This is a genomic window from Pontibacter sp. CAU 1760 (assembly GCF_054482735.1).
In genome coordinates, this window is record NZ_JBTLRL010000009.1 from 200,602 (window position 1) to 213,319 (window position 12,718).

Below are 12,718 nucleotides of genomic sequence, written 5' to 3' on the forward strand. Positions count from 1 at the left end.
AACAACCAGCGGAGGCGATTTAGCTATAACTTTTCAGCGGCATCATCTCGTATGTATGTATAATTTAACACAGCGTATCTATACCCCCATTAACATGTTACCCCTCCGCAATAGCTTCTCCCGATACAAATACACCTTTGGCGTACGGTTGCTGCTGTTGCTTTTGCTCTTAAACATCGTAACGACTGCCTGCAGCGCCGACCTAGGGCGTGAGGAGGATTCTGACATCGCTGAGGAGCGTCGTGCCGCACCCACCGACACTGCTGCTGCACCCCGTCGGGCGGCCACTACAATCAGCCTGCTGGGTAACCCTTTTATAAGCACCCAAATCAATAGCCTGAGCAGTTATTACGACCGCATTAATGCCGACTTCACGGTGGACGCCGATGCGATCGAGAACCGCCACAAGCCGAACATCACCGATACTATTTTCACGATCCGTTTTGGTAGCTCCATGATGGAGTTTTACGCACCCAGCCAGTCTGGGGAGTTGCTGCTGCAGGTAGCCGATATCAGGAGCAGCGACATTGCCCTGCGCAATAACCTCCACGTAGGTATGAGCGAGCAGGAACTCCTAAGCAGGCTGAAAGGGCGGAGCAGGGAAATGGTGATTACCCAAAGCAGCGAAAAGGTGATTGCCTCTAACCGTGAGGGCGCGCCTGCCTCGCTCCAGTTCCATCTCAAAAACGGAAAAGTGAACCGCATCCGGTATGAAGGCTATGTAGATTAACGCTCTACGAACCCCTTCTCCTGAATTGCACTTCTGATGCCTCACCTCAGCCTTATGGGCTTTGTGCGACCTTCCTGCTGAATGCTAGCGCAGAAAATTTTTATATTTGCCCGAAACCAACGAATCAGGCCATGCGCATTGTACTACAGCGGGTAACCCAGGCTTCCGTAGCGATAGATCAGAAAATAAAAGGTGAGATTGGCCACGGGCTGCTGGCCCTGGCAGGGTTTTGCCCCGACGATACCGAAGAAGACCTTAAATGGATGGCCAGCAAAGTGTCTCAGCTGCGTATTTTCGGGGATGACGAAGGCAAGATGAATTTAAGCGTGCAGGACGTGCAGGGAGATATCCTCGTCATCAGCCAGTTTACGCTGTTTGCCAACACTAAAAAAGGCAACCGCCCCTCTTACATCAATGCGGCTCCCCCCGCAATAGCCATTCCTTTGTATAAGAAATTCGTGGCTCTGCTGGAAAGTGCTTTAGGCAAACAGGTACAGACCGGTGAGTTTGGCGCAGACATGAAAGTAGCGCTGCTGAACGATGGCCCTGTCACGATCATCATCGACTCAAAAAATAAAGAGTAGCCAAAAATTTTTACAATATATTGCCATCTGTAAATATTATTGATATTGCAGTATCATTTCAAGATTAACTTGGCGTATACATCTTAGGCTTTACAAATTATGACTATACCTATCCGCTTCCGTTTTTTTGCGATACTGCTCTTGGTAGGTATCGCGCTTTGCATCGCCCCTGCTCCGGTGCTTGCGCAACAAACAGACACAACCCAAACACAAGCTAGCACCCCACAGCGCTGGCTCGTGGAAACCACTGACGGCTCTATCATCCAGGGCGTGTATTTAGGCCAAAGCGAGGCGGGTATTCGGCTGCTGAGCGACACTGCCGGTGAGATTACTATTCCGATGGCCTCCGTAAAGAGCTTTAAAATCCTGAATGCTCGCAACTTCCGGGATGGCCAGTATTGGTTCGAGAACCCCAACGCGACGCGCTATTTCTACTCCCCTAGTGCCTTCAGCCTAAAAGAAGGGGAGTTTTACTACCAGAACACTTACCTGGTGCTGAACTCCATTAACATTGGCATAACCGACCGGCTAACCATTGGAGCTGGCTTTGAGTTAATTTCTACCTTCTCTGGCGAGCCGATCTACTTCATCACCCCTAAATACACGTTCCCGATCAGCGACAAATGGAATGCTGGGGCAGGTATACTGTATGTTAATGCGGCGATGGAGGACTTCAGTGGCCTAGGGGTTGGCTACGGCATTGTAACCTACGGAAACCTGGACGATAATATAACCTTCGGAACGGGCTTTGGCTATGTGGATGGGGAAGCCTCCGGCAAACCCGTGTTTACGCTCAGCGGCATGAAACGGACAGGACGCAACACAGCGTTTGTCAGCGAGAACTGGCTGGTGCCAATAGATGGTTATCAGGGTATATACTCCTATGGTATCCGGTTCATGGGCGAGAAAATGACGGTGGACCTGGCTTTCTTGAACAACCCCGACATTGCCCGCGATGTATTGTTCATCGGTATACCTTATGTCGATTTTGTGGTTAAATTTGGCAAGTAACGTCAAAATACATACTATGACTTTAGCCGAGGCGCAAGCCACCGTAGATCAATGGATACAGGAGAACGGGGTTCGCTATTTTAACGAACTCACCAACATGGCCATTCTTACTGAGGAAGTGGGAGAAGTGGCCCGCATCATCGCCCGCCAGTATGGGGAGCAGTCGTTTAAGAAAAGCGATGAGGGCAAAAATCTGGGCGATGAACTAGCCGATGTGCTGTTTGTACTTATTTGCCTGGCCAACCAGACAGGCATTAACCTGACGGAAGCTTTAGAGAAAAACCTGGAGAAGAAAACGTCCCGCGATAGCGAGCGCCACAAGCAGAATAAGAAATTGCTTTGAGTTAAAAGCTGAAGAGTTTGGGTTTAGAAATCGAAAAGGCCCTAAGTTTCCGTTTATTTCTTCAACCAAGCTCTTCAGTGCTTTAACTTCTCAAGTTTGTAAATCAAACGACCAAGGCTTGGTCTACTAACCTGTCATGGCGCCATACCGGCAGTACGTCGTGGGTGTTGTGCTGCAGGCAGTACTTGATGTCTTCGTAGATGTTGAGGTTCTGCAGGCGGTGCACGTGCGAGGACTGCTGCAGGTAAGCAAACAGGTCGCCTTTAGCCGCCTGGTACAGGTGCAGCGCAGCCAGGGTGGCATCGCTCTCAAACGTAAAGTTCGGCTGCAGGCACTCGGCCAGTGCTCCGGCAAACAGGGTATCCTCCAGGTTAAACTTACCTTTCCAGCCAGCGCATACCACCAGCACGTCCAGCCCCAGTTCGTTCAGGTGGTCGGCCACACACTGCAGGTTCAGGAAAGCTCCGATCACCACTTCCGTTGCAGCCTCTGACAGCCGTATGGCCCGCGTACCGTTGGTGGTAGTGATCGCGACCTCGCGGCCCTGCACCACACCATTCATATAACTAAACGGTGAATTGCCCAGATCAAAACCCTCCGCCTTTATACCGTTTCGCTCGGCCGCTGTCAGGCAGCCCTGCGTACTGAAGTTGCGGCATTCCTCTAGCTCCATCACCGGGTAAATTGCTGTGGCCCCATGCGCGAAAGCCGTGACCATGGTAGAGGTGGCCCGTAAGATATCCACCGCCACCACGGCTTTCCCCTCTAAATCATATAAGTGCAGCAGCTCGGGGCTGTAACACACATCTATACTTGCCATTTATTTCGTTTTTCGTTGCTGGTTGCTCGTGTCTGTCAGGGTAACTCCTGCCTGAAAAAGATACCCTAACAAACACGCGTAATTATTTTTTATAGAAAGGCAGTTTTACTACCTGTGCTTTCATGTCCTTGTTGCGGACCCGGATAAAGATCTCAGTGCCTGCTTTGCTCAGGTCTGTAGCTACATACCCCAGGCCAACGCCCCTGCCCAACGAAGGCGACATCGTACCAGAGGTAACCTCCCCTACTTTCTCGCCTTCGGCATTCACAATATCATAATGCGCTCGCGGAATGGCTTTCTCCAGCATCTCGAACGCAATAAGCTTGCGCTGCACACCTGCGGCTTTTTGCGCCTTCAGGTTATCCGCGTTAACGAAGTCTTTATCGAACTTCGTGATCCAGCCTAAGCCAGCCTCAAGCGGTGAGGTAGTGTCGTTGATGTCGTTGCCGTAAAGGCAGAAGCCCATCTCCAGGCGTAGGGTGTCGCGCGCGCCCAGGCCAATTGGCTTGATGCCGTGCGGTTTGCCAGCCTCCATGATCGCATCGAAAACAGCCTTTGCGTCTTTGTTCTTCACATAGATCTCGAAGCCGCCTGAACCAGTGTAGCCTGTCGCCGAAACGATGACGTCCTGCACCCCGGCAAACGTGCCTTTATCAAAGGTATAGTATACCATGTCAGCCAGATCGATGGACGTGAGCGGCTGCAATGCCTCCACTGCCTTCGGACCCTGCACCGCAAACAACGACATGTCATCGGAGATGTTCTCCAGTTCCACACCCCCGGTGTTAAACTTGTTCACCCAGTTCCAGTCTTTCTCGATGTTGGAAGCGTTTACCACCAGCATATACTCTTCTTCGCTTAACCGGTATACCAACAGGTCGTCTACAATACCACCTTCCTCATTCGGGAAGCAGGAGTACTGCACCTTACCGTCTGCCAGCTTGCTGGCATCGTTGGAGGTGATGCGCTGAATCAGGTCCAGGGCCTTTGGCCCGCGCAGCATGAACTCGCCCATGTGTGACACATCAAAAATACCCACGGCATTGCGTACCGTGTTGTGTTCTTCTATATCCGATGCGTAACGCACTGGCATATTGTAGCCGGCAAAGGGCACCATTTTGGCGCCTAGCGCTTCGTGCACATCGTTAAGGGCAATTTTCTTCAGTTCCATGAGTAGTAGCTTCGGTTAGTTGAGTTAAGGGGTTGTGCGGCAAAAATAAGTAAATTTCAGCCGCTTCCGAAATTAATGTATGGCCTGGCTGTCCTCGCTGCTGGCCAGCGGGCAAAGTAACATTCCGATACCCGCCGCGTACTTAGGTGGCTACTTATTTTACTTAACCTAGATAAACCACGTTGTACCTTTCCTTATACCGCCGTTGCCCGGCACAATTAGCGGGAATGCCGCTAGCGGCCACCCTACCCAAGGGGCTTTGTGAGTTTTCTGCTGCCGAAAACTATTGTACCTTTAGCTTTTGGCCATACACTAGCCTTTAAAGGAAAGCCACCTTCATGAAGCTCTCTGTTAAACTCTTTGCCGGATTTCTGCTGATCTCACTGCTTTTTACAGCCGTGGCCATCGTAAATTTCCGGTTGTCTGAAGCCGTGATCGAAAACACGGTATGGGTCACGAAATCACAGATCGTGATACGCAACTCGGCCTCGCTGCAGCGCAACATCATTGACATGGAAACGGGTATGCGCGGCTTTTTGCTAAACGGCAACGAGACTTTCCTGCAGCCATACGTGCAGGCCAAAAGCCAGATACCCAACCTTTACAAAGATACCCACCGGTATATAGCCGGAACCCCGGAGCAAGCTGCCAAGCTGGATGAGATCATGCGCCTGCACAGGAAGTTCGAGGAAGAATTCGCCAAGCCCCTCATTTCCCTAATGCGCTCCGATACCACCAACGGGTATAACAGACAGATGAACAACCAGATCGACAACCTGGTGTTGGGTGAGAAAAAACTGATGGACTCGATCCGGAATGCGTTTCGGGAGTTTAACGCTTATGAGTACAATTTGCGCGAGCAGCGGCGCGAGCGCCTGAGCAACAGCATCAACACCACCCGCCAGGTATCCACTGTGCTCACTATCCTGTCGGTGATACTTGGCCTGAGCTGGGCCTACTACATTACCCGCCTCATTACCGGACGCATCATCAAGATGGTGAACCTGGCAGAGGAGATATCGAACGGAGATTACAAAACCAAGATTATAGACAATTCCCGCGATGAGTTAAGCCAGCTTTCCAGCTCCCTAAACCGCATGTCGGCCACCATAGACGAAACGTTTACGGAATTAGACCGCAAAAACACAGAGCTGGACCAGTTTGCCTACGTAGTATCCCATGACCTGAAAGCACCGCTGCGGGGCATCGAGATTGCCTCGCGCTGGGTAGAAGAGGACATGGGCACACAGTTGCCGCCCAAAGTGCAGGAGTACCTCATGATGATGCGCATCCGGGTGCACCGCATGGAGAACCTCATCAACGGTATACTGGCGCTGGCCCGCATCGGCCGCACAAACCAGATTGCTGAAGAGGTAGACGTGAACATCCTGCTCAGCGAAATCATGGACATGCTGGCCCCTCCTGCCAAATTCAGAATTGAGGTGCAGGACAACTTGCCCATTTTGCATACCGTGCGTATACAGCTGCAGCAAGTGTTCAGCAACCTGATCAGCAATGCCATCAAATACCACGACAAGCCCGTGGGGCTGATAAAAGTGGCTTACGAGGAAACGGAGGACTTTCACCTATTCTCGGTTTCCGACAACGGCCCCGGCATCGACCGGGAATACCACGAAAGGATTTTCGTGATATTCCAGACGCTGCAGGAGCGGGACGCGGTGGAGAGCACCGGCGTTGGCCTGACCATCGTCAAAAAAATAGTGGAGTGGAACGGAGGCACTGTATGGCTGCATTCTTTGCCCGGACAGGGAGCCACTTTCACTTTTACGTGGCCCAAGGAGCCATCAGAAGCCGTATAATTTTATAAATTTGTTTTTAAGCACCTGAATATACTATGAGCGACAAGGTTGTTAATATCCTGTTAGTAGAAGATGACTACCTGGATATTATGAATGTAGAGCGGGAACTGAGCAAAATTAACCTAAACCACCCCCTGCATGTGGCACGCAACGGGCGCGAAGCCCTGAACATTCTGCGCGGCACCGAGGGTGCTGAGAAGATTTCCCCTGTGCCCAGTGTTATACTACTGGACATCAACATGCCTAAGATGAATGGGCTGGAGTTTTTAGCTGAAATGCGCCACGAGCCCGAGTTCAGCCACATCCCTGTTTTCATCATGACCACCTCCAACGAGGAAACCGATCGGTTGGCTGCCCAACGCCTCAACGTGACCGGCTACATCGTAAAGCCCTTGTCCTTCGACAGCTTTGAGAAAAGCCACTCTTCGCTGGATAGCTTCAGCCTCTTCCTGGACCTGATCAAACTCAAATAAGGCGGCTTGTGCTGTGCGTCTAAAACCTTGGCAATAAGGTAAACGACTTCCGGTGGCAGGACGTGGCGCCGTGCTGCGCAATGCCCTGGCGGTGCTTTATGGTCGGGTAGCCTGCGTTTTGCTCCCAACCGTAATGGGGGTGCTCTGTTGCCAAGGCACACATCAAATCGTCGCGGTATGTTTTGGCCAGCACAGAGGCCGCCGCAATAGAAAGGTAACGGCCATCCCCCTTCACCATACAGCTGTAGGGCACCTCTTTGTAAGGTTTGAACCGGTTGCCGTCCACGAGCAGGTATGCTGGCTCCGTTTCTAGCTTTTCAAGTGCCCGGTGCATGGCCATGTAGGTGGCGTTCAGTATATTCACCTCGTCTATTTCTGCTGGTGTGGCTTCCCCGATGGCCCAGTCCAGGGCATCCTTCACAATATCCTCGCGCAGTGATTCCCGCTGCTTCTTGCTCAGTTTCTTGGAGTCGTTCAGCAGTGGGTGCCGGTAATCGATGGGCAGTATAACGGCGGCGGCCACGACAGGGCCCGCCAGGCAGCCGCGGCCTACTTCATCTACACCTGCCTCCAGGGTATAGCCGCTGTGGTTTGAAAGGAGCATCACAAATTGTTGTTTGATGCAAGTATAAAAAAAGGCCCTCTAAAATACATTAGAGGGCCTTTGATTTAAGCGAATTATGACAAATTAATAACCAGGGTTCTGCTGATCCTTCAGGACAGGGTTAGCTGCCACCTCAGTTAACGGCAGAGGCCAGATAAACTTGTAGCTGTCGTAAGGGATAGCTGCCAAACTCACGGCTCCTGGTCTAACAACGCCGCTTGCCGCCACATAGTCAGCTTTGCTAGCTGTGCTTGGGGCAATCTTAGCAGGTATACCATTCGGACCGTACTGGCCTTCTACTGCCAGGCGGTGAATATCTTTCCAACGAAGACCCTCTGACAAGAACTCAATACGGCGCTCGTTGATGATGGCCTGTACCAGTTCGTTGCCGCTCAGGCCAACGTAGATCAGGCTAGTAGCTCTGCCACGTACTGCGTTCAGCAGGGCTAAAGCCTCAGCCGGCTGGTTCAAGCGGGCATGGGCCTCTGCTTTGTTCAGCAACACCTCCGCGTAACGGATGACCGGTGCATTATCAGAGAACGTCGTGATATCACGGTATTTGTTTGTGAAGAAGTAACCAGTGGTCGCCTGCTTCGTCAACTGTGTTCTTCTCAGGTCATCCAGTGGCCAGAAAGCCTGGTTCCAGATGATCGGGCTGATCGCAACCAGACCACGTGCAGGAGAGATGCTGTACATCTGTGGCAAGGCGCCGTTAGTACCCGCATTGTCTGCACTGGAGTTCTCAATAGAGAATACTGACTCTGTGTTGTTCTTGTTGTTGGCAAACGGTCCTTCTGGCGTAGCTGTGAGCTGGTAACCACCAAACGGGCTGATGAAAGGAGCCGCAGCAGAAACAATCTTGTTCGACTCTGTAACTACGGCACTCCAATCGCGCTTGTGCAGGTTTACACGCGCTTTCAGGGCGATGGCGGCCGCCTTCGTGGCACGCGTTACTTTGTTCGTAGTGCGTGTATCTGGCAAGCCCAACTCAGCAGAGGCTAAGTCCTCCAGGATCAGCTTGTATACTTCCTTTACGGTATCACGGCCTTTGGTGCTCGCCTCTTCTACACGGGCAGGCGTGTTCACAGCTGTTGTTCTGTAAGGAACGCCCAGGTGCGATGCGTCAGCTGTGTGGTTATAAGGACGCGCATAGTGCGTTACCAGTTCGTGATGCGCCAACGCGCGCAGGAACTTGCACTCCGCAATATATGCTTTTCCCTGATCGGCTGTGATCACGTTCTTGGCTACGGCCCCTTCAACACCCTCGATCACTACGTTCGCCTTGTTGATCAACGAGTACAGGGTCTCCCACATATACTGGTTGTTGGCTGTAGCGGCACTGTAAGTGCTCTCGTAGGTAATCTGGTAGAAGGCCGCCAGGTTCAGCATGTCTTCGCCGCGTGTATCGCCTTGCTCTACGTGTGCTGCACCGAACGGATAGCCGCGCACAGCACCACCGGCATAGAAACCGCTTTGCGCTGCATCGTACACGCCTGCCATCGAAAGTTCAACGCGGGCAGGGGTTTCGAAAGCTGTGCTCTCAGTAATTCTGTCGAAAGGGGTCAGTTCCACCACTTCCTTCTCGCATGAAACCAGCATCAGTGAAAGGCCCAGCATAGGCGTCATGAGTGCTAATTTCAGCTTGTTCTTTATATAAAATTGATTTCTCATTTCAGTAATTCGTTAGCAGTTAATTAAAAACCGAGGTTCATACCCAAAGTGAACACACCTTGCTGCGGGTTGGTGTTGTAGTCAAATCCTAAACCAGAGTAAACTTCCGGGTCAAGGCCTGAGTAGTCAGAGATAGTCAGTGCGTTCTGCAGCTGTGCATATACTCTCAGGCGGTCAACTTTCACACGCTCTGTCAGCGACTTAGGCAGGGTATAACCCAGGGCCACGTTCTGCAGCTTGATGAAGTCGCCTTTCTCCACGAATCTTGTAGAAGACTCACCCTCTGTGTTGATGAAGTTGCTTCGGCCAGCATACAGTTTTGGCGTCATGCCATCACCTGGGTTTTCCGGGCTCTGCCATCTGTTCAGTACTTCCACGCCGTTGTTCTCAAACTGCTGCGTTAACAAGTCCTGGCGGGTACGGTTCATCACGTAGTTGCCACCAGAGAAACGCAGGAACACGTTCAGGTCGAATCCTTTGTAGCGGAACGTGTTGTCTATACCACCAAACCACTTCGGCAGGGCGTTGCCCAATACCTGCTTGTCAGCAGCTGTCAGCGAAGACTGCTCTGTCATTACCTCTGGGTTAGACGGGTCGTACACGTAGTAGGTAGTCGCCTTGGCACCTGTAGCTGTGTTAGCCACGATGTTACCCTGCACCAATGAACCGTCAGCCTTCTTGTAGATCGGGTTACCGTTCGCCTTGTTCACACCTTCGAAAACATAACCGTAGATAGAGTTAACTGACTCGCCCTCGCGGATAATGGTGTATGTGTTCGGGAAGATATCCTGGCCTTTTACAAGCGCTTTCACCACGTTGTTCTGTGTGGACACGTTCACGTTGGCATTCCAGCTGAAGTCACTGTTGTCAACGATCGCTGCATTTACCGTAAACTCAAGACCGTCGTTTACCACGCGGCCAATGTTGCGGTAGATCAGGTTGCCCGGTACACCCAGCGATGGAGCTGTAGGAGCACCCAATACTACGTTGTCGTTGTCTTTTTTCCAGTATGCAAACTCCAGGTTCAAGCGGCCACCCAGCAAACCTAAGTCAACGCCTAAGTCAGTGATTGTCTGTTCTTCCCAACGCAAGTCTGGGTTACCAGTGTTGTTAAATGCGATACCGTTCTGAAGACCATACGGTGCTGAACCGTAAGAGCCAAGGTATGGATAGTTACCACCAGAGATATCAGAGTTACCCACTTGGCCGTAGCTACCTCTGATTCTCAGGTCAGAGATCACGCTAAGCGCGCCAATGTTCTTGAAGAATCCTTCTTCAGACACACGCCACGCTGCTGATATGCCTGGGAAATAACCCCAGCGGTTCTCAGGAGAAAGCTTAGACAAACCGTCTGTTCTGATCGATCCACCGATGTAGTACTTGCTCTTGTAGTTGTAGTTTACACGGGCCAGGTAAGAAGCCAAGCCGTTCTCGCCGATACCACCCGCGATTGTTGGCGTAGCGATTGTTCCGCTCACGATGTTCTCCTGGAAGAAACGGTCAGACAGACCCGTACCTGTTGCCTGGAAGAAAGAAGAGCGTGTTTTCGTGTATTCCGTTACACCAGTAAAGCTGATGTTGTGCGCTTCGTTGAAAGACTTGTTGTAAGACAAGATGTTCTGCCAGTTCCAGCGGTTGGTTGGAGAGTAGGCCTGCGAAAGCGAACCACCAGCCGTGTAACCATCGCCGTGGCGGGGATCCTGAAACGAGTAGTCGTCCACGTAGCTTAAGTCAGCACCGATCAACGTTCTGAAGGTCATTCCCTTCAGCAGGTTGAAATCCAGGTATGTGTTACCTACCACACGGTTACTAACCGCTCTACGGATATTGTTATCCAACACGAAGCGGATGTTCGGGATACCGTTAGCAATCGTCATGGTGTTTGCACCACGGCCCAAAGCACGCGGGTCAGTATCGTCGATGTTGTAGCCTGTCGGGTCGTTCACGTCGTAAACACCTACGTTTGGCAACATTCTGATAACTGAGAAGGTGTTACCGGAAAGGTTGTTAGAACCTGCCAACGGACCGATGTTCTCCTGGCGGGAAAGACCTGCCTGTACACCGAAGCTCAACCAGTTCGTTACTTTCTGGTCTAAGTTCGTGCGCAGGGTATAGCGCTTCAGGCTGTTTGCTCTTGCAATACCTTCCTGGTCAGTATAACCCAACGACACGTAGTACTTCGTTCTGTCAGTACCTGCGCTCGCGGAGAACGTGTGGCTCTGCTGCAAAGCAGTTCTATATACAAAGTCGTTCCAGTTTGTGTTTGTCCCCTCTGCATCAAGTGCGGCTGGCGACGTAGTGGCACCGGCGTTGCGGAACTTCTCGTTCTGGATCTCCACAAACTGCTCAGCGTTAAGCAAGTCGTGCAGCTGCGTGGCTTTTGCCCAGCCCGTGTAGCCGTTGTAGTCGAACTTTACCTGGCCCTGCTTTCCTTTTTTGGTCGTGATCAGGATCACACCGTTAGAAGCGCGCGAACCATAGATGGCAGTTGCGGCACCATCCTTCAGGATCTCGAAAGACTCGATATCGTTCGGGTTGATGTCGGCAAGGGCGTTTGCGTTGGCAAATCCCCCTACGTTGCCAGAAAATGCAGGAACACCGTCGATTACCACCAGTGGAGAAGTACCACCTGTAATAGAGTTCACACCACGGATACGGATTGCCGGAGGAGCACCCAGGATACCAGAAGGCTGTGTAATCTGAACACCCGCTGCGCGGCCTGCCAACTGCTGGTCAAAGCTAGGTGTAGCCAGGTTCGCAATCTCAGAGCCTTTCACCTTAGCAATAGAGCTGGTTACGTCTTTCTTCTGCTGTGTACCGTAACCCACAACCACCACTTCCTCTAACTGCTTGTTGTCAACCGGGAGGGATACATTGATGGTAGAAGTATTGCCGATCGGTCGCTCTACCGTGGTGTAACCAATAAAGCGATAAACAAGCGTTGTGCCGTTGGCTGGGATGCTTAAGCTGTATGAACCGTCCACACCTGTCGTCGTACCCACTGTTGTTCCTTTCACAATAACTGCTACACCTGGTAGCCCCTGTGCTGTACTCTGGTCGATCACCGTACCAGAGACTGTTTTATTCTGCGCATACGCCTGTTGTAACAGCGTGAGAACCAGAACAAAACTCATTAGGAGTAGTTTTCTCATTGATTGATTGTTGTTTAGTTGATTAAAGTTTAAAAGTAAGAATGGTTTATTGTAATATTTTGGCAAAACAGTTCCAGCAACACCCAGGGGTGTTTTAAAATCCGGACATCAAGGCACCTATATGCCTGTCAGCACAAATCTTCTTTAAAGCCTATAAATAAGTTTGCATAAGTTGTTACTTCAGTTAATGTGCTCTACAACAGACACATTTTACATAAAGTAAGATTGGGAATGATACCGAATTCTACGCTGCTTCCTATTGTCCTAAACCATCCTCTAATCGCCCCCGTATTATCGATAGCCAATATTATGTATTAGCAAATTCAAAAACAATAGGCG

The 12,718-nt window shown here is 51.2% G+C and carries 11 protein-coding genes; 6 read left to right on the forward strand and 5 right to left on the reverse strand.

The genetic code is table 11. The annotated features are described in order from the left end of the window. The first annotated feature begins 55 nt into the window (after positions 1-55). From ACXYMU_RS14360 to ACXYMU_RS14375, 4 genes are all read left to right on the forward strand, one after another. Positions 56-730, forward strand: a complete 675-nt coding sequence (locus tag ACXYMU_RS14360; RefSeq protein WP_458987097.1) for a hypothetical protein — start codon at positions 56-58, stop codon at positions 728-730. A gap of 131 nt (positions 731-861) precedes the next feature. Then, positions 862-1,314 carry a D-aminoacyl-tRNA deacylase gene (gene dtd / locus ACXYMU_RS14365; protein WP_458987098.1) on the forward strand — a complete coding sequence of 151 codons (453 nt, stop codon included), beginning with the start codon at positions 862-864 and terminating at the stop codon, positions 1,312-1,314. Positions 1,315-1,413: 99 nt separating this feature from the next. Then, positions 1,414-2,325 (forward strand): hypothetical protein, encoded by a 912-nt coding sequence (locus ACXYMU_RS14370; RefSeq protein ID WP_458987099.1) that lies wholly within the window; start codon positions 1,414-1,416, stop codon positions 2,323-2,325. A 16-nt stretch (positions 2,326-2,341) separates the two neighbouring features. Next, complete coding sequence (locus ACXYMU_RS14375) at positions 2,342-2,668, forward strand: nucleotide pyrophosphohydrolase (protein ID WP_458987100.1); 327 nt, start codon at positions 2,342-2,344, stop codon at positions 2,666-2,668. Between the two features lie 103 nt (positions 2,669-2,771). On the opposite strand, the gene ACXYMU_RS14380 is transcribed toward ACXYMU_RS14375, so the two are convergent. Then, positions 2,772-3,488 carry a 2-phosphosulfolactate phosphatase gene (locus tag ACXYMU_RS14380; protein ID WP_458987101.1) on the reverse strand — a complete coding sequence of 239 codons (717 nt, stop codon included), beginning with the start codon at positions 3,486-3,488 and terminating at the stop codon, positions 2,772-2,774. Positions 3,489-3,570: 82 nt separating this feature from the next. Next, positions 3,571-4,659 (reverse strand): glycine cleavage system aminomethyltransferase GcvT, encoded by a 1,089-nt coding sequence (gene gcvT, locus ACXYMU_RS14385; RefSeq protein ID WP_458987102.1) that lies wholly within the window; start codon positions 4,657-4,659, stop codon positions 3,571-3,573. Between the two features lie 338 nt (positions 4,660-4,997). Here gcvT and ACXYMU_RS14390 point away from each other — a divergent pair, with 338 nt between their 5' ends. Both ACXYMU_RS14390 and ACXYMU_RS14395 read left to right on the forward strand, forming a co-directional pair. Next, positions 4,998-6,479: a sensor histidine kinase gene (locus ACXYMU_RS14390; RefSeq protein WP_458987103.1), complete on the forward strand. Its 1,482-nt coding sequence runs from the start codon at positions 4,998-5,000 to the stop codon at positions 6,477-6,479. Between the two features lie 35 nt (positions 6,480-6,514). After that, positions 6,515-6,952, forward strand: a complete 438-nt coding sequence (locus ACXYMU_RS14395; protein WP_458987104.1) for a response regulator — start codon at positions 6,515-6,517, stop codon at positions 6,950-6,952. A gap of 19 nt (positions 6,953-6,971) precedes the next feature. On the opposite strand, the gene ACXYMU_RS14400 is transcribed toward ACXYMU_RS14395, so the two are convergent. From ACXYMU_RS14400 to ACXYMU_RS14410, 3 genes are all read right to left on the reverse strand, one after another. Further along, positions 6,972-7,556, reverse strand: a complete 585-nt coding sequence (locus tag ACXYMU_RS14400) for a ribonuclease HII (protein ID WP_458987105.1) — start codon at positions 7,554-7,556, stop codon at positions 6,972-6,974. An 84-nt stretch (positions 7,557-7,640) separates the two neighbouring features. Then, entirely contained in the window at positions 7,641-9,227 is a 1,587-nt protein-coding gene (locus ACXYMU_RS14405) for a RagB/SusD family nutrient uptake outer membrane protein (RefSeq protein ID WP_458987106.1), read from the reverse strand. 23 nt (positions 9,228-9,250) lie between these two features. After that, on the reverse strand, positions 9,251-12,379 hold the full coding sequence (locus ACXYMU_RS14410; RefSeq protein WP_458987107.1) for a SusC/RagA family TonB-linked outer membrane protein: 3,129 nt from the start codon (positions 12,377-12,379) through the stop codon (positions 9,251-9,253). Positions 12,380-12,718: the final 339 nt, after the last annotated feature.

Coding starts and splice junctions, on each gene's coding strand:
- ACXYMU_RS14360 (WP_458987097.1), top strand. CDS start 56: ATGTATAATTTAACACAGCGTATCTATACCCCCATTAACATGTTACCC.
- dtd (WP_458987098.1), top strand. CDS start 862: ATGCGCATTGTACTACAGCGGGTAACCCAGGCTTCCGTAGCGATAGAT.
- ACXYMU_RS14370 (WP_458987099.1), top strand. CDS start 1,414: ATGACTATACCTATCCGCTTCCGTTTTTTTGCGATACTGCTCTTGGTA.
- ACXYMU_RS14375 (WP_458987100.1), top strand. CDS start 2,342: ATGACTTTAGCCGAGGCGCAAGCCACCGTAGATCAATGGATACAGGAG.
- ACXYMU_RS14380 (WP_458987101.1), bottom strand. CDS start 3,488: ATGGCAAGTATAGATGTGTGTTACAGCCCCGAGCTGCTGCACTTATAT.
- gcvT (WP_458987102.1), bottom strand. CDS start 4,659: ATGGAACTGAAGAAAATTGCCCTTAACGATGTGCACGAAGCGCTAGGC.
- ACXYMU_RS14390 (WP_458987103.1), top strand. CDS start 4,998: ATGAAGCTCTCTGTTAAACTCTTTGCCGGATTTCTGCTGATCTCACTG.
- ACXYMU_RS14395 (WP_458987104.1), top strand. CDS start 6,515: ATGAGCGACAAGGTTGTTAATATCCTGTTAGTAGAAGATGACTACCTG.
- ACXYMU_RS14400 (WP_458987105.1), bottom strand. CDS start 7,556: ATGCTCCTTTCAAACCACAGCGGCTATACCCTGGAGGCAGGTGTAGAT.
- ACXYMU_RS14405 (WP_458987106.1), bottom strand. CDS start 9,227: ATGAGAAATCAATTTTATATAAAGAACAAGCTGAAATTAGCACTCATG.
- ACXYMU_RS14410 (WP_458987107.1), bottom strand. CDS start 12,379: ATGAGAAAACTACTCCTAATGAGTTTTGTTCTGGTTCTCACGCTGTTA.